The organism is Cnuella takakiae, assembly GCF_001953305.1.
Lineage (GTDB): Bacteria > Bacteroidota > Bacteroidia > Chitinophagales > Chitinophagaceae > Flavisolibacter > Flavisolibacter takakiae.
In genome coordinates this window covers 1-17188 of the sequence record NZ_MTFE01000002.1, presented here as the reverse complement: position 1 = coordinate 17188, position 17188 = coordinate 1, and the positions used below count along the sequence as shown (strand labels likewise).

The 17188-nt window shown below is 40.0% G+C and carries 18 protein-coding genes; 11 read left to right on the top strand and 7 right to left on the bottom strand.

The window, feature by feature from the left end; genetic code table 11:
- From mobF to BUE76_RS00475, 5 genes are all read left to right on the top strand, one after another.
- Positions 1–2560, top strand: a 2560-nt coding sequence (gene mobF, locus BUE76_RS00495; protein ID WP_076026709.1) for a MobF family relaxase, incomplete at its 5' end; no start/stop codon positions are given.
- Positions 2547–2963: a hypothetical protein gene (locus BUE76_RS00490; protein WP_073048726.1), complete on the top strand. Its 417-nt coding sequence runs from the start codon at positions 2547–2549 to the stop codon at positions 2961–2963. The genes mobF and BUE76_RS00490, both read left to right, overlap by 14 nt.
- A 295-nt stretch (positions 2964–3258) precedes the next feature.
- Positions 3259–3915 carry a ParA family protein gene (locus tag BUE76_RS00485; RefSeq protein WP_073048728.1) on the top strand — a complete coding sequence of 219 codons (657 nt, stop codon included), beginning with the start codon at positions 3259–3261 and terminating at the stop codon, positions 3913–3915.
- Positions 3916–3927: 12 nt separating this feature from the next.
- Entirely contained in the window at positions 3928–4230 is a 303-nt protein-coding gene (locus BUE76_RS00480) for a hypothetical protein (RefSeq protein ID WP_073048731.1), read from the top strand.
- 46 nt (positions 4231–4276) lie between these two features.
- Positions 4277–5188 carry a toprim domain-containing protein gene (locus BUE76_RS00475; protein ID WP_073048733.1) on the top strand — a complete coding sequence of 304 codons (912 nt, stop codon included), beginning with the start codon at positions 4277–4279 and terminating at the stop codon, positions 5186–5188.
- A gap of 419 nt (positions 5189–5607) precedes the next feature.
- On the opposite strand, the gene BUE76_RS00470 is transcribed toward BUE76_RS00475, so the two are convergent.
- Together BUE76_RS00470 and BUE76_RS00465 are read right to left on the bottom strand one after the other, a co-directional pair.
- Positions 5608–6537: a replication protein RepA gene (locus BUE76_RS00470; protein ID WP_073048735.1), complete on the bottom strand. Its 930-nt coding sequence runs from the start codon at positions 6535–6537 to the stop codon at positions 5608–5610.
- A 1-nt stretch (position 6538) separates the two neighbouring features.
- Entirely contained in the window at positions 6539–7183 is a 645-nt protein-coding gene (locus BUE76_RS00465) for a recombinase family protein (protein ID WP_073048737.1), read from the bottom strand.
- Between the two features lie 552 nt (positions 7184–7735).
- Between BUE76_RS00465 and BUE76_RS00455 the strand changes: the two genes are divergently transcribed.
- The 5 genes from BUE76_RS00455 to BUE76_RS00435 all read left to right on the top strand — a co-directional run bounded on the left by BUE76_RS00455 (position 7736) and on the right by BUE76_RS00435 (position 12788).
- Entirely contained in the window at positions 7736–8734 is a 999-nt protein-coding gene (locus tag BUE76_RS00455) for a nucleotidyltransferase domain-containing protein (protein ID WP_076026708.1), read from the top strand.
- Positions 8727–9587: an S-4TM family putative pore-forming effector gene (locus BUE76_RS00450; protein ID WP_073048705.1), complete on the top strand. Its 861-nt coding sequence runs from the start codon at positions 8727–8729 to the stop codon at positions 9585–9587. The genes BUE76_RS00455 and BUE76_RS00450 overlap by 8 nt, the downstream gene beginning before the upstream one ends.
- Positions 9588–9732: 145 nt before the next feature.
- Complete coding sequence (gene yhdJ / locus BUE76_RS00445) at positions 9733–10587, top strand: adenine-specific DNA-methyltransferase (protein WP_073048707.1); 855 nt, start codon at positions 9733–9735, stop codon at positions 10585–10587.
- 6 nt (positions 10588–10593) lie between these two features.
- Positions 10594–11748 carry a restriction endonuclease gene (locus BUE76_RS00440; RefSeq protein ID WP_073048709.1) on the top strand — a complete coding sequence of 385 codons (1155 nt, stop codon included), beginning with the start codon at positions 10594–10596 and terminating at the stop codon, positions 11746–11748.
- A gap of 230 nt (positions 11749–11978) precedes the next feature.
- A complete protein-coding gene (locus BUE76_RS00435) occupies positions 11979–12788 on the top strand; it encodes a hypothetical protein (RefSeq protein WP_143157487.1) in 810 nt (269 codons plus the stop codon).
- Here BUE76_RS00435 and BUE76_RS00430 read toward each other — a convergent pair.
- From BUE76_RS00430 to BUE76_RS00415, 4 genes are read right to left on the bottom strand one after another with little or no spacing between them, the layout of a single operon-like run.
- Complete coding sequence (locus tag BUE76_RS00430; protein WP_073048713.1) at positions 12757–13491, bottom strand: hypothetical protein; 735 nt, start codon at positions 13489–13491, stop codon at positions 12757–12759. The genes BUE76_RS00435 and BUE76_RS00430 overlap by 32 nt on opposite strands.
- An 8-nt stretch (positions 13492–13499) precedes the next feature.
- Positions 13500–14267 carry a hypothetical protein gene (locus tag BUE76_RS00425; RefSeq protein WP_073048715.1) on the bottom strand — a complete coding sequence of 256 codons (768 nt, stop codon included), beginning with the start codon at positions 14265–14267 and terminating at the stop codon, positions 13500–13502.
- Positions 14257–15840 (bottom strand): type IV secretory system conjugative DNA transfer family protein, encoded by a 1584-nt coding sequence (locus BUE76_RS00420; protein ID WP_073048717.1) that lies wholly within the window; start codon positions 15838–15840, stop codon positions 14257–14259. Before BUE76_RS00420 ends, BUE76_RS00425 begins: the two co-directional genes overlap by 11 nt.
- Positions 15830–16243 (bottom strand): hypothetical protein, encoded by a 414-nt coding sequence (locus BUE76_RS00415; RefSeq protein WP_073048719.1) that lies wholly within the window; start codon positions 16241–16243, stop codon positions 15830–15832. The genes BUE76_RS00420 and BUE76_RS00415 overlap by 11 nt, the downstream gene beginning before the upstream one ends.
- A 53-nt stretch (positions 16244–16296) precedes the next feature.
- On the opposite strand from BUE76_RS00415, the gene BUE76_RS00410 reads away from it, so the two are divergent.
- Positions 16297–16854 (top strand): hypothetical protein, encoded by a 558-nt coding sequence (locus tag BUE76_RS00410; RefSeq protein WP_073048721.1) that lies wholly within the window; start codon positions 16297–16299, stop codon positions 16852–16854.
- Here BUE76_RS00410 and BUE76_RS00405 read toward each other — a convergent pair.
- Positions 16847–17077, bottom strand: a complete 231-nt coding sequence (locus BUE76_RS00405) for a hypothetical protein (protein WP_216820593.1) — start codon at positions 17075–17077, stop codon at positions 16847–16849. The genes BUE76_RS00410 and BUE76_RS00405 overlap by 8 nt on opposite strands.
- Between the last annotated feature and the right edge of the window lie 111 nt (positions 17078–17188).

Here is a 17188-nt window from a genome sequence, read left to right as displayed (position 1 = left end):
CATCAATCCTGAAACTGGAAAGAAGCTAACCCAACAGAACAAAGCTGATAGGACAGTTGGCTATGATTTCACCTTTGATGCTGGTAAATCTGTTAGCCTGGCCTACACTTTTGGAAGCGAAGAAGATAAAGAACAGATACTTAATGCCTTCCGGCAATCCGTAAAAGATACCATGGTTGAGATTGAAACAGGGATACAGACCAGGGTAAGAGGCAATAAGCAAAATGAAGATCGGGAAACCGGCAACCTGGCTTATGGTGAATTTATCCATTTTACCACTAGACCTGTAAATGGTATTCCGGACCCTCAGCTCCATGCTCACTGCTTCACCTTTAATGCCACTTATGACGAACAGGAACAGAAATGGAAAGCAGGACAATTCAGGCAGATCAAGCAGGATGCGCCTTATTATGAAGCGGTATTTCATTCTAACCTCGCTGACCGGCTACAGGCATTAGGTTACCAGGTACAAAGGACAGATAATAGCTTTGAGCTGAAAGGAATAAACAGAGAGACAATTGAAAAATATTCTAACCGGTCCAAAGAGATAGATGAATTTGCAAAAAAGGAGAATATTACTGACAAGAAAGAAAAATCAGCACTTGGAGCCAAAACGAGAGAAAGCAAGCATAATTCCCTAAAACCAGAGCAGATAATTTCTGCTTGGCAATCAAGGCTCTCCCCTGACGAGCTAAACACTCTAAAAAATTTGAAGGCTGCGCCTGCTAATGAAAAGAAAAAAGAAAATGCTTACGAGGCTATCAAGTTCTCCCTGGATCATCACCTGGAAAGAAAATCAGTTGCTACGGATAAGGAAATTCTGACCACTGCCATTAAATCATCTACCGGCAATCTGACTGCTACAGAAATAAAAAAAGCTTTCTATGCAGATGATGCTATTTACAAAGTAAAAATTGGCAATCAGACTTTTATAACTACACATGACGCCCTACAGGAAGAAAATAAGCTCATCAGTAATGCTTATGACTTTAAAGGAAGATTCAAGCCTATCAATGAAAATTATCAGTTTGGAAATGATCAGCTCAATGAGCAACAAAGGAATGCAGTTACCCATGCCTTAACTACTTCTGACGGAATAACCATAATTACCGGAAAAGCCGGAACCGGGAAAACTACCTTAATGAAGGAAGTTCAAACTGGCATTAAGGAATCTGGCAGGCAAATATTTGCTTTTGCGCCTTCAGCCGAAGCAAGCCGGATAGTACAGCGAAAAGAAGGCTTTGAAAATGCTGAGACTATTGCAAAACTGCTCCAGGATAAAACACTCCAGGAAAAGATCAAAGGTTCTGTATTATGGCTGGACGAAGCCGGTATGATCTCCAATAAGGATATGAATAAGGTTTTAGATCTAGCAAAGACAGCTAATGCCAGGATTATTCTCACCGGTGACACGAAACAGCATAGCAGTGTGGAAAGAGGCGATGCGCTGCGTATCATCCAACAGAAGGCTGATATTGCCCCTATCACCGTAAGCACCATACAGAGGCAGAAGAATGAGCAGTACAAAGAAGCTGTCCATCATCTTTCTAATGCCAATACCGAGAAAGGCTTCAAAAAGCTGAACAGTAGCGGAGCCATTTATGAGATTTCTGATCATCAGGAAAGACTAAGGGCAATCGCCGAGGATTATTATAAATCTGCTTACTTAAGATTTAAGAAGAAGCAGGGTAAAGAAGTACTGGTCCTCTCCCCTACTCATGCCGAAGGTGAAAAGCTTACAGAACAGATCCGCAACAAATTAAAGGAAAAGAAGGTAGTTGACCAGGATGAAAGGCAATTCAGGGTTTTCCGGAATTTACAGTTAACTGCTGCTGAAAAAGAAAAAGGAGAACATTATCAGTCCGGAGACTGGCTTATTTTTCACCAGAACATCAAAGGCATAAAAGCCGGTTCAAAATATGAGATTACAGGAACTGAAAACAATACAGTTCATCTAAAAGACACTAACGGCAATAAAGCTTCTGTTTCGACCTCTGAATCAAGGGTTTACAATGTTTTTACTTCTAAAACGATCAATGTAAGCAAAGGCGATAAAATACGCATTACCGGCAATGGCAAAACGGCTGAAGGCATTCACTTGTTTAATGGAACTATGTACCAGGTGAACGGATTTGACAAAAAAGGGAATATCAAGCTTTCCAATGGGGCCTCGCTACCCAAAGATTATGGCACTTTCAATTTAGGTTATGTAATGACCTCCCACGCAAGCCAGGGAAAAACCGTTGATAAGGTTATTATATCTCAAAGCAGCATGTCTTTCCGGGCATCATCAAAAGAACAGTTCTATGTATCAGTTTCAAGAGGCCGGGACGCTGTTTCAATTTATACCGATGATAAGCAGGATCTGTTACAGGCTGTCTCCAGATCAGCAGAAAGGAAGGCGGCAACTGAATTGATCAATAAAAATGGAGACAGATTAGACCAGGCTATTAATGTAAGCAGACAGAATTTTATGCGCCGGATGCGGGATAAGGCAATGGATGCTGCAGAGCTTTTAAAATCAAAAATCAAAAAAGAAAAAGGTTATGGCAGGATTTAATGAAAGAATAAAGCAGCTCATAAAAGAAAAGGATTCTGAAGGCTTTGAGCTGGAGCAACAGGAAAAACAGGAGCCTGATCCGGAGCTGGAACTGCTAACCCCCTCACCTTTCTATAAAGTTGAAAATATAAGGAGTGTTCCGGCATGTTTGGAGTTGCGCTTGCCAAACGGTACATCAAAAGCAATCCCCTATTCTTACATCTTGGAAATAAACCATAAACCCTCTGAAGGCATTGAAGTAATCAGCACAAATAAAAGAATAAGGATATATGGCAGGAATTTAAAGCAGCTTTACCTCCTAATGGTTGCGTTTAGGATACGATGTATTGAAGCGAATATTGGCAATGACCTAACAGAAGAAAATAAGCCATTTGTGAAGGAAATTGCTATCGAGGATCAATAGTTTGTAGGTGTACGCTTGCTAATGAAAAGAAAAAAGAAAATATTACTGTTTGCAGTACATACTGCATGCAGTATGTTTATTAACAGATATGTTGATAAAAAAATTTGCCTGCAGCCGCGGTTTTATACACTATGAAAAACATCTTTGCAGTATTTACTGCAATCAGTTAAGCAGTCATTCAGTGTTACAGCAATACAGTATAACAGTAAAAACGTAATGCAGTTTATACTGCATGCAGTAATTAATGTTCCAAAAAATTTAATGGCTGCTATCTGTATTTTAAAAAGACCCGTGTATGAAAATTGGCATTACGAATTTAAAAGGCGGTGTAGGTAAAACTACCTTATCTATAAACCTTGCTGTGTGCTTTGCTCACATGGGTTACAAAGTCTGTATCGTCGATACAGATACCAACCAAAATTCCCTGCAGTGGTATGGCGCTAGGGAAGAGGGCCTTCCGGAAGTGCTGGTTGTTGGCACCACAGATCCCAAGGCTTTAAACAAAGCTGTTGATAATCTCCATGGTCAACATGATATTATCATCATGGATGGAACGCCAAACCTCTCAGAAATGAATACCAGGGTAATGATGGCCAGCGACTTATTAATTATTCCCACCCGGCCAGGTGCACATGACTTCCGGGCAATGAATGAATTCTTCACTCGATTTGACCAGGTAAAAGAGCTTCGCTCTGATGTTGCCGCCTATTTTTTGATCAATGAATTTGACGAAAGAGTAAACCTACACCGGACAGTCCGGGAATCCTTGCAACAGCATTATGATATTCCCATTTTGAATACGGTGCTAAAAAGCAGAACTGCTTATGGAGAAGCTTCCATGATGGGCACCGGTGTTTTTGAACATTCCGACAATAAGGCAAAGGCAGAAATGGTTGCGCTGACCAATGAGATTCTGCAACTTGCTGAAAAACATGCTTTCATTCAATCTTAATAAGGAAAGGCTATGTCCGCCACAAAAAACAAATTAGATCCAAATAAATTAGTTCTACCTGGCAAAAAAGAGATTTCAAAGCCAGCTACGAACAGCCAGCCGCAGCTGGTGGAAACAGCAGTCCAAAAGATTCACGAACAACCGGAAAACGGAGCAGGGGACAGCAAACCGAAGAAACAAGAAGAAGTTACCAGGCGTACTACCTTGGATATACCGGAAAGCCTGCACAAAGCCATCAAACGGCGGCTGATTGACAATGGCCAGACCATCAAGGATTACTTTTTAGACTTGGCAAAAAAGGATTTGGGATTATAGGGCAGTAGTACCGTATGTACTGCATGCAGTAAATCAGTAAAACAGTATGCGTTCAGACCAAGCAAAAAAAATTCCTCTTTTTGACCTGCTGGCAAAATTGGGTTATCACCCTGCAGCTACCCATTCCAACGGAGATGTATGGTATTTGTCACCATTTAGGCAGGAAAAAACGGCCAGCTTTAAGATCAACGTTAACCAGAATGTCTGGTTTGACCACGGTGAAGGGGTAGGGGGGAACATTCTGGATTTTGTTATGCACCTGGAAAAAACGGACGTTCGAGGTGCCCTTCACTTTTTAGAAGCTACCCACCTGCAGGCAAGCAGGATCAGCCCTGTAATGTCACCGGCAGCTCCTTCCTTATTTGACCAGGCTGAAGAAAGTAAAATTGAAATTCTGCAGGTAAAGCCGGTATTTAGTTACCCGTTAAAGAACTATCTGAAAGACGAAAGGCGGATCAAACCAGAGATAGGCTATAAATATTTGAAAGAGATCCGTTACCAGGTCGAGGATAAAGAAGGCAGCAAAAAAGAATTTTATTCCCTGGGGTTTCAAAACCGGTCCGGTGGATGGGCCTTGCGTAATATGCATTTTACCAGAGCCGTTGCCCCTAACGATATTACGGTGTTTGAAAATGGCTCCAAGAAGGTCAAATGTTTTGAGGGCTTCATGGATTTTTTAAGCTTTCTCACTATGGAGAAACAGGACCGGGCCAGCAGTGATGTGATTGTGCTCAACTCTGTTAGCCTGCAGGCCAATGCTATTGAATTTATCAAAACAAAGCAATACGGAGAAGTGCACACCTATTTTGATAACGATGTGGCAGGGGAGAAGGCACTCGCTAACTTCAAAGCAGAATTGCCAGGAGTGATCATCAAACCCTTTAACCATTTATACCAAGGCCACAAGGATTATAACGACCTGCTTAGAAACGTAAAGCAGTCAACAATAGCCAAATAATGATCCAGGCTTTCAACGGAGCGTCGCAACAGAAGCTTTATCACAGCAACGCACCCGGCCCCAAATTTTCTTTTTTCTTTTCATCAGCAAAAGCAAAATTTTTTTTGCACATGTAAGAGGCTGCTATATAGGAAGTTATAGAATATAGGTATATATAGGTTTGTCCACCAAAACTCACGTGTGAACGCCACTAAAACTCACGAGAAGTTCCACCAAAACTCACGCATTTTGTCCACCAAAACTCATGTGGATAACTTCAGAAATGCACATTCCACTAAAACTCACGAACGAAAATCCTGATTTCCACCAAAACTCACGAACCTTTTCTGTTACAAATCTGCACGCCACCAAAACTCACGAACCTTTTTACCTACTCTGGGTTGCAAAATGACGAAATCTCCACCAAAATTCACGAATGCTTATTTGGGTAAATCCAGTCCAATAAGACTAATGGATTTCATTTCGATAGGAGAAGGGGAGTTATACAGCCAGAATCCTTTGTTCTTTTCTTCCTCGATCTTGGCCTTAAAATACTGGAGCTTGACCATGGAAAGAGTCTTGCGGAATACCGCCTTAAACTTATCCATGCGGTCATAACCAGAACCAAATTGCTCTTTTAATGCTGCCCAGGCCACAAATTGCGGCTTTCCAAAGGGGATACGGTGCAGGCGTTGAGTTAACCAGCAGTAAATGTCCAGGGCCATAGCGTTATTGGCTAATGCTTTCAGAGCTCGTTCGTCAAGGGGGATAGCGTGGCGCTGTAGGCTCTCAAAATAATCCTGGCTGAGCTCTATAGTCGAATTCCATAATGCTGGCTGCTTGGTCTTCTCTCCCCAAAATTCATACGAACGTACAATGCTGAAATTAACCTGCTTAGCGTTCATGCCGTCCTCACAGTAACCGAGGCTTATAACCGAGTTGGATAATCTGCGGAGCTGGTCTTTCACAGCTGCAAAGGTGTGGCCGTCCGTATTCAAGCCCATGCCTTTAATAAAACCGCTCATGCTGTCAGCTACATCAATGATGCGTGTCTTACTTTTGATAGCTTTGGTATTTAAATAAGAGGAAATCAACCGGGCCTTTGCCCCGTAGGGAATGCCTACAAATTCAAAATTTTTTGTTTGTGGGTTAATTGCTTGCAATGCTTGTACAGCCAGTGTTGCATTGCCTTGTGTATGTTCCCAGATGGTACGCTCACCGGGATCACGGTAAGGAAAGAAGGTCTGACATAACACAGAGTGCTGAAAGATGGCATCCTCGATCTTGCCATCACGGCCATGTATATCTATAGCAGATTCAATCTGTTTCTCTTGCAGTTTGGTTCTGACGTATTTTTTTTCTTCTGCCATATTAATTCAGTCTTTGCATTAACCGGTAAACAGTAGGGTAGTGCCATTTTTGGCCGTTCCTGGATGTTGGAACTTTTCGATTATTTAACTCTGTCATAATAGAGCGATAAGTTTTGAATCCGGACGATTTGATTTCTTCAATGATCGGTTTCATCTGCAGGGCAAAATTCTTTGCTTCCTGCTTATTTTGTTTAGAAAGAACATATTTGCCGTTTTTGCCTAACTCTTTCCCTCTGCGCTTGGCTGCTTCCAGTGCAGCCTTGGTCCGGCTGCTGATCATGTCCCGCTCATATTCTGCAAAGACACCGTGGATTTGCAGCATCATTTTGTTAGCGTCCGGCATATCAACGGCTTTGAACTCGGTGCCGGATTCAATCAGGCCGGAGATAAAATACAAGTTACGGGAGAGCCTATCGAGTTTGGCAATGATCAAGGTGGCCTTCTCTTTCTTGCATTGCCTTAGTGCCAGGTCAAGCTGTGGTCTGTTATTCTTTCTTCCGGATTCTATTTCGGTAAATTCGTGAATGATCTGGTAGCCGTGCTGCTTAACGAAACGATCAACTGCCGCCCGTTGTGCTTCCAATCCCAAGCCGCTTTGTCCCTGTCGGTCGGTTGATACCCGGTAGTATGCAATTGCTTTTTTCATCCCGATTAGTCCCTTAAATTATAAATATAGGGAAACTTATACTAAGTAAACAGACGTTTGTGTGTTATCATATTTTAGTAAAAAGGATAATTTCAGTGTTGTTCGTCAGCTATAATAAGTTCTTTTGGTTCGTTGATTGACTATTTCAATCCTTGGGCTTAAAAAACAGGCATGTGTTTTCCCAATACATTAAGTGAATTGGATTTCTCAGACTCACAACTCGAAGAATCGGAACTGCAAAAGGCCATAGAAAAGTTTAATGAAATGTGGGTTGATGAAGTCGGGCAATTTCAGCTTTCCGCTCTGAATCGCTCCCACTGTGACGTTCATGAGTGTAGCCTGGTGGATTGCATGCCCAAGGAGTTACAGCTTCGGTTTAGAGAGAAATATTACAAGTTGTATGGGCGTAAAGGGAACGCAAAAGGGCAGATATGTAACGGATTTTAAAATTTAGCCTTTAAATGTGTATTCTCTGGTGGATATCTTAGGCGTATACTTACTAAGATTTTTCGCAATTTTGAAATTTTATATCGTATAACAACTTATTAGCGTATGGCTCTTACTGTTATTGAGGCATTTAATAAATTCTTGGCATCAGAAGTAAACTTAGATCCAGATCGTACATCGGTAGCCAGGAGTAGCAGGGATTGGCTGGTTGGAAAAATATTAGCATTCCCAGACGATGGAAACTTTCCAACAATATATTCCGAAATGAATATATTCTTCGGTTCGTTTGCCAGAAAAACAAAAATCCGTCCTCTTAACGACATTGATATAATGATTGCTTTGAAAGCCGAAGGAGCAAATTATGAAAGCTATTATAACCGCATTGAAATCCATGTGCCTCCAGGAGCAACCCGGTTAACTGCACTGTGTAATTCCGGTACAAACGTATTGAACTCAAAAAGGATTATCAATCTACTTAAAGATAAATTGAAAAGCATTCCTCAATATAAATCCGCTGAGATAAAAAGAAACGAAGCTGCCTGCACGCTGCAGCTAAATTCTTATGAATGGAACTTTGACATTGTTCCTTGCTTTTTTACGCAGCAGGAATTTGATGGCAAAACATATTATTTGATACCAGATGGGAATGGAAATTGGAAAAAAACAGATCCCAGAGTTGATAGGGATTTTGTCGCATCATTAAATCAACGTCACGATGGAAATTTACTAAACATTATAAGAGCGGTAAAATATTGGCAGCGTAGGCCCACCATGCCAACGATGCAATCCTACTTACTGGAAACTATGCTACTCCATGCTTATAACAATACTTCAGGCAAAGCCAGCCAGTTTATAGATATGAACCTCTCTGGCGTTTTTTCCTATATAAGCCAGAATATACATTACCCTGTTCAGGATATAAAAGGCATCTCTGGCGATTTGAATGATGTAGATTATTTCGATAGATCGAAAATCGCTAACAGAGCAAGAGAGGACGCTGAAAAAGCTTCACGGGCAAGAACGGCAGAAATTAATAAGGATATGAAAGAATCAATAAAACTTTGGGGTGAGATTTTCGGACCAAACTTTCCTTCGTATGGATAATAAAATTCAACAGAATTTGGCCTTGCCTTATAGCTTTGATCTTTTCAAAGCATATTCCGTTGCTTATGATCGTGCCAAACAGTTACAGCAGATACGGTTTATAATTTCCTATGTTCTTTCTATAATTCTTCCCCTGATCAGCATTGTTAATGCTGATTATCGCCCTTACTTTTCTATTATAGGCGGTATATGGGCTATGATAGCTTTTTTTATTACAATAAAGGAAAAGGACAAGATAAAGGAAGCAGCAAAAATCCAGGACGAATTTGATACCAGGGTTTTCGACTTAATGCCTAATGAAACTTTAGTTGGCTCTCGCTTTTCCGAGTGGCGAATCAAAGAATTATCCGCTCAATACAAAGGAAATGAGGACATTAAAACCTGGTATGGAAATCTCTCCCACATTCCTTATCCTTTAAATATACTGACCTCTCAACGCTCAAATATCATTTGGGATTGGCGTTTAAGGAAAAGCTATTTCACTGCTTTGCTTATAGCCTTGATAGCTCTCTTTTTGACTGGCATTATTGTATCACTTGTATTTAAACTTACCCTTGCACAGTACATTATCTCAGTATTTCTGCCGGGAGCGTCCGCTTTTATTTTGGGGATTAAGGAATTACTGGAGCATTACGACAATTATACATCGAAGCAAAAATTGGAATCAAAGCTGAATGGCATTATTGAGAAGTTTAAGAAAGGCAATAATGAAATAACGGATGTGTTACTTAGACAATTCCAAGATGTGATTTTCCTCTCAAGAAAGTGTACAGCTTTAGTGCCGACCTGGTACTATAATTGGAAAAAGGACTCTTACAATGAAAGGATGCAAACCGTCCTCAATGCAGTATAAAAAAACCAGTTCAGCTCCGGGCCTATTTTAGCGAGCGTTTCATTACGCTTATAGTGGATTATAAGTGCAAAAATTCTCCAACATGAGGAAGATGCCTTTATGTTTCATGCTTTACTTTTGCTTAAATTGAGGTAAGAAAGAGCTAATGGAAATACTTGGTACTGAAGAACATAAGATAATTCACGGTGATGCGGTTACGGCATTACAGGACGTTATTCAAGATAACTCTGTTGATTTGATATTTGCTGATCCGCCCTATAACATAGGAAAAGACTTTAACGGTCATAAGGATAAGTGGAGCAAGGAAGAGGATTATTTAAACTGGTGTTACAGCTGGCTTGATTTGTGCCTTAAAAAGTTAAAACCGAATGGCAGTTTTTATGTAATGACTGCTACTCAGTTTATGCCTTATTTTGATATCTATTTGCGAGATAAGATAGAAATTCTCTCTCGTATAATATGGTCTTACGATAGCTCCGGTGTACAGGCAAAAAAATACTATGGCTCAATGTATGAGCCGATTCTATTTTGTGTAAAGGATAGAAACAATTATACATTTAACTCCCAAGATATTCTAGTAGAAGCTAAAACCGGTTCTAAAAGAAAGCTTATTGATTACAGAAAAAATCCTCCGCAAGTTTATAGCTCAGAAAAAGTTCCGGGGAATGTTTGGGATTTTGCAAGAGTTCGCTATAGAATGGATGAATATGAAGATCATCCAACACAAAAACCAATAGCACTTCTAGAGAGAATTATTAAGGCCAGCTCCAATCCTGGTGATGTTGTAATGGACCCTTATTCCGGAACCTTTACAACAAGCTTTGTTTCTAAATCACTTGGCAGAAAATCAATTGGCATAGAACTACAAGATAAATATGTAAAAATTGGTCTTAGAAGATTAGAATTGGCTGAAGAGCACAAAGGAGAGAAGTTAGTCAAAGAGCTACGCACTTTTGAAAAAGATACATCTAACGTCAATACACTATTCTCTAACTTATAAATATCAATGGAACATTCGTTTACAACCACAATCCGCACCGTATTAGAAAAACATTTTGGAGAGTATGCAGAAGATATTTTTGAAAAGAGTCAGATTATCCAATATATAAATGAGAAAACCCGATCTGCAAGTAAGGGTTCCAAGTCCAGATCAAGTTTCGCCAATCTTTATGCTATTTATGTTATTGTAGAAGATTATATCAATAAAGGCTTCAATGTTTCTGGAAATTATTCAGAATACGAAGGTGCTCCATTTACTCAGTTATTTACCAGGCAAAGACAATTGCCCTTTGGCGGAAAGCTCCAAAATCATGCATTAAATAACCGCATGAACTCAGAATTTCAAAAGTTTTTTCCAAGTTCTGAGTACCAGCCAATTCTTAGGAATCTACAAACAAACCGCTATTGGTTTAATGAAAACTTATTAAAAGTAAAATCTGGAAAAGAAGCTTTTAACCTTGCCGCCTCTATAATAGAAATCATTGATGAATATGTACAGACCAAGCAGGACGCTTTTCAGCTCTTTATAAAGTCCTGTGAGGAACTGAGGCAAATTGAAAACTCAAACCCTGAGAAAGTTATTGAATTTATTTCGGGCCTCCTTGCACCAAATGTAGATGCTAGGTTATTTGAAATAGTTAGCTATTCAATCCTTAAATTTTATTATCACGACCAGGTAATATTCTGGGGATTTGAAATAGATAACTTAAATAGGGATAACCTGCAGTTATATAAAACTGGTAGGACAAATGCTAATGATGGTGGAATAGATTTCGTAATGAAACCATTGGGTAGATTTTTTCAAGTAACAGAAACACTCGATTTTAAAAAATACTTCCTGGACATTGATAAAATCCAAAAGTTTCCCATAACGTTTGTAATCAAGTCTTCAGAGGCGGTTGATAGTATTAAAAGAAAAATAAAAGCCAATGCAAAAAAGAGCTATTCAATTGATGCTATCGTGAACAGATACATGGATTGCATAGAGGAAGTAATAAATATTGCAGAACTTGATACAAGGTTTCGCACAGCTATTGAACAAGGATATTTGAATAATATCTTGGATGAAATAATTCTACAAAGTAAGGTTGAGTTTAACTATCAAGATGAGGATGAGGAAGAGGAATCAGAAGAAGAAAACAACACCATGACTCTGTTTTAAAGCATTAATACATGCAGTACATACTGCATGCCGTATGTACTGCATAAATCGGCTATTATCCCTTTAGTATAAGGTGGTTGATCGCTAGTGTTAATCACCTCACTTATATTTTTTGAAAACCTTCTACATTGTCTCACCCTACCAAGAGACAAGATACCAAGCGCCTAATCCTCCAGCTACAACTTCCGGTATCTTTAATTATCGTTATATTTATTTAGACTTCATGAACAGTGGATAGTTACCGCTCCGATACTACTTTGAAGCTCGCATACAACGAGCTTTCCCTGGGTAATTATGCCAGTGCGGAAACGTATTTTAAAAGGGCTATAGAAAGTGAAAATCATCCATCGGCCTGGTTGGGTTTAGGCAGTGCCAGGCTTTCCTACTTATTTGATAATAAAGAGCTGGATGTTGATTCGGTAAACAGACTGCTAAAGAGTGCTTTTCAGTGCTTCCAAGAGGCAAAAGCTATCAGCCCGGATAATGCTGAAACCATAGAGAACAAGCTGTTAAGCACCTCATTCAATCAATTGAAGGTATACTACGAGGAAATAAAGAAATACTATGATCTGTATAAATCCAGCAATAGTAAAGCGACAAATACCGCTTATATGGGAATAGCTGCAGTGTTGTTTAAAAGTCATGAGCTTAGCCGTACCATGAGCTACATGTATGTGTCACATACGCAACAGAAGAATGCTGCTGCCGAGCAAATAAATTTATTCATTCAAACTGCCGTAGCAGTTAGAAACAATACTATTTCATCTATTGAATACGCTTTACCGGCGAGAGATGCCTTCATAAGGGAAATAAGCCAGCTTGAATATGAGCTGCAATGGTATCTTACTGATGAAAAAGAAAAAAAGAAAATTCTGGAGCAACAGAAGGCGGCTGCACAAAAAGAGATGCAAAACAACAATTCACAAGCTTCTAATGCCGTAAAAAAAGATAACTCTAAACAAACGAATTATCTGAAGATTGTACTTTGGATAATATTGATTTTAGTTATTATTCGCCTGTTCCAGCTGCTTTTTTGGTAAACAGGTAACTGACATTTGCGCCGGTAGCAAAGTTTCTGCCGGTGATGTAAATGGAATCATTATTGAACTTTTCTATCCGCATTTTATAGGTGTCGTTTGATATGTCGCCGTATTCTCGACGCTGAAAATAATCACAGCTTCTAACTTCATGTTCTGAATAATCTTTTGGTTGTAGTATGTCTGTCTCACCAGACATGTAAGAAGTATCAATACTACAATATGATGAAGAAAGCCTAAGCAGATCATTGTTTATGCGCCATGAGCCAGAAACTTTACCACCGGCTTTAATATTTGCCTTCCGATCATTTCCTTGGCGCACATAGCTTTCATAATCGTAATATTCAACAGTGGTATGCAAAGTAAATGTCTTATTTTTTTTAAACTCGATATCAGACGTTATAAACCAGCTATCTACATCATTTCGTTCAGTTTCCTGTACCTGCCAATCGCCAATTAAAATATTACTCCATTCACTTTTCGGAGCTATGGCAGTATAAGGCGTTGGCTCAATCGCCGGTGCATCAGTTCCAGGATTATTGGAGCTGGTATCTTTATTTGTTGAGGCTGCCATTTCCGCAACTATTTTTTCCTCTGCGGATCTCTTTTCAGCTTTCGCCTGAATAAATGTTCCGGAGATCCTCCAGAATATTCCGAGAAGAATTACCGCAATAATGATTAAGATAAACTGTGTGCTTTTCTTCATTAGTAAGATTATTCTACGTTGTTAGTTTCCTGATCAGGTCGGGCCTGGCGCTTCATTCTTTCAACCGTATCACTCAGATCATCCCGCAAAAAGAAGTAATCAATGATGGAATAAACCCAAAGTGATAGCCCACAGATAATTATCGGTATGCCGCCAAAAATATTGAACAGGCATATACATATGCCTATCAGGATTGTTGCAAGCGGTTCGGCAACCCACTGAATCCTCTCCTGGCTCCATCCTTCTTTTCTTAAAGGCTCCAATAGAACACTATCGCCTAAGTAACCGAGCGGCTTTGTGCTTTTTTTAGATAATTTGTAATCTTTCCATCCTTTTGAAAATGCATATTTAGCAATCCAGATGTAAAGTAACCCAATAAGCATAAAAGCTATACTGCCGCCTTCTGTTTGGTAAAACATGGCTGCATCATCAGTTTTAGAGGGAGAAAACACCCCTCCAATGGCCACTCCTATTGAAATAAGTCCAAGGATTAGGAAAAGAAAGCAACTTACAGCCAGGCAAAGCGGGTTAATCCCTCCGTAACCAAAGTTCTTTCTATAAATAACCTTCATTGGCTCCACCCCCACGAAAGCAAATATGGCAACAACACTTAAATACAAAAGCCGTGACAGATGCCGGTCCACCTCAACGGGTGAATTGATAGTACCAGGCGTAAAAGGTCTCTGCTGTGCCTTTTTCTGTTTGTTTATCGCCTCTTGAGTTCTATAAGCAGTTCCTAATATATCTTTCAGAAATTCCGTGGATTTAGTGCTCATAGCTTTGATTTTTATTTCTAAATCTTTGCGTGAAGGTCACTTTGATATGGTTTTTCTCCACTACCTCTTCATTCTCACGAATGTTCCATAATCTACCGCTCACCATAAAATACGCTTCAACCTTATTATTGTGTAAGTGGCCACCGCTTTTTAAAACGGTAAATTCTTTAGGTTGAACCTGAGGCAGATAGGCTGTAGATAGGCTTTCTGTATTTGTTTTTTCCAAACTAAAATGAGGTCTTGAATAGCTGGCACCTTCAAGATTCTGCTTCTCCTGCCCTATCAGCCGGCTTGCATATTCATTTGTTTCTGCATCAGAGTTAGCATGGAAAACTTTAGTTGATAAGTTCCCCATCAGACTATCAACCCTTGCCTTTGCATCCCCTCCTGAACCCATTACAGCCAGGTAATTTGAAATATTCTGAGAGAGGTATACTGTTGATATACGTGAACTTCTGGCGGTAGTTAAGAAGATTTGGTCATAAGGATTGATAAAATACTGCGCTTCATCGCACCAGAGAAAAGCCGGTTTAGCATATTTTTCAACGTTTCTTCTCTCAACTGCCTGCTGAAACATCAGCTTGAAAACACATTGAGCGATAATACCGGCATCCAGAAATTCTTTAATTGCAAAATCCAGAACAATAACCCTTTTTCTAGTATCATCCGGATCATAGATATTGTGGCCATAAGTCTGTTCGGGGAAAATATTTGTCGCTCCGGAAAAATGCCGGTGCAGCAACCCGGAAAGAAACGGCTCAGCCAGCCCCATAAAGCTTTCAATAATAATGCTCTTGGTCTTTTTCCCCATTGAGTTTACAGCCTGGGTAAAATAACTGGTGGCTAAATGATGGGCGTTTGCATCCTGGCTTTTGGTGTCCTGGTACTCAGAATTGAAAAATGCCATCACCAGGCATTTTAAACAAAAGTTCTCTTCTTCTGCCAGGTAATCAGCTTGCCGCTCCCGTACTGCTTTAACTCCTTGCGCCACTTTTTTAATATCTACGTTTTCAGAAGTCAGTAGAACATTGATCATATTCTGGTAACTCAATGGTTCGCCTGCCAGGTCCAGAAGGTCTATGATCCGGCTTAAACAACGTTTTAAAGCCGTATCCCAAAATCTTTGTTCATGAGTATCGCCTTCGTTTGCTATACGGTTTCCCATGCGGTAGATATTCATGAAAATGTTCACTATGTTTTGGGTTTCTCCTGCCCCCTCGCCTTCCCGCTCCATTTCATAGTCAATTGGATTGAAAACAATTTCCTGCCCTTTAAACTTGCCATCTTCATGAACAGCTCCTTTATGGAAATGCAGGTAATCTGCTGACCTGCCAGCATCTTCGCAATATTGCCGCCATTGCTCAGCTTCATCTGTTTTGGCACATAGTACAAGGCCGCCCCAACCCTGCTGCAAATATTTCATGGCAAGCAGTTTTCCTGATGCGCTGGTTTTGCCGCTACCGGTGCCGCCCATAATGGAAACACCCTTCATAGCATCGTCAACGGTCCACACATTAGCAGGATCACTGCTCAGGCTTAGCAAGGTTGTTTTTGCGTATTCCTCAAATTCCATGAGATATATCTTTTTCTGGCTTTTTCTCCTTTTTTACTTCTGGCTCTTTGGAAGGATTATCTTTTTGCTTATCGAGCTCCTTTAGCTGTTGCTGGATGGCTCGTATTGAGGGGCTTTCGTTTTTACTTTCCGGTTTAGTTGCCGCCGAAGCTGGACTTGTAGGATTTGTATCGTCTGGCGGCTTCTGCTCCTTCTTCTGTCTTGCTATAAGATCTTGAAAGCTCTCATTTTTCTGTTTTACATTGGGATTGCCACCACGCCTTTCATGCATTTCTGTAAATGCTTCACTTGGCTGTTTAAAAGTACCGCCTCGTCCGCCTCCTACAATTTGCGCAGGGGCACCTTCGGTCCTGGACGGATCACCAATCATATCTTCATTTTTTGGGGGGAATTTCTTTGCCATAAGTGGGAATTTTTGTTAGAATATGCTGATAAAAAGTAAAATCAGGTTTAATAATGTCTGCGATAAATCATACACTTAGACAACGCTTTTCAAAAATCCACGCACAGAATTGCTCCCCGGAAGAGCTGTTTAGGCAGTATGATTACTACTATAAAAAATATGCTGATACCTTGGAACCAGGCATTGAAGGCTTACACAACAGCCTCTGGTATTTATCAAAGCTTCTGTTCGATTACAGCCCGGAACAGGTTATACGGATTGTATATAAAGCTGAAGGAAGTGATCTTGCTACTATTGAGAAAAAAGACGAGGAATTTTTATATATCTATCTGATGCGCCAAGTTGCCATTCTTGAGCTGTACTATCAACAATATGCTTATGCCGCATTATGGGCTAAGAAAACTGTTGAGCTTGTTAATTACTTTCATCCATTTGCGACTGAACCCCAAAAGCAGAAAGTCATTGAGGCAAACATAAATTATCTGGATTGCCAAAGGATCTTGCAGGAAAATATAAAATACTACGATGATAGTTTTTATAAAATCAATATGACATTCGCTTGGGAGAGAAAACTTTTTTCACCCCTTCCAGCTAACGAAAACCCTACATAGACATTTTCATGTCCTTGCCTTTCTCCGGCTTCTGTTCTTTGATCATTTCCGGCTGAGAAACAGAAGGCTGGTTCTTTTCCTTTTCCAATTCCTTTAATTGCCGGTTAATTGCACTGACTGAGGGGCTTTGGTTCTTACTGCCATCCAGCCAGGCAGGAGTTGCGGCTGAAACATTATGATGCTTTTCCAAATGTTTTTGAAAAGCATCACCGGCAGATACCATTTCAAAAGTAAGCCTGCCCTTAGCATCTCTTGCCATAAGTAAAATTTTAATAGTGACGAAATAGGACGCCTACTCAAATTTAAGTTTTATCTATGTTTTAATTACGCAACT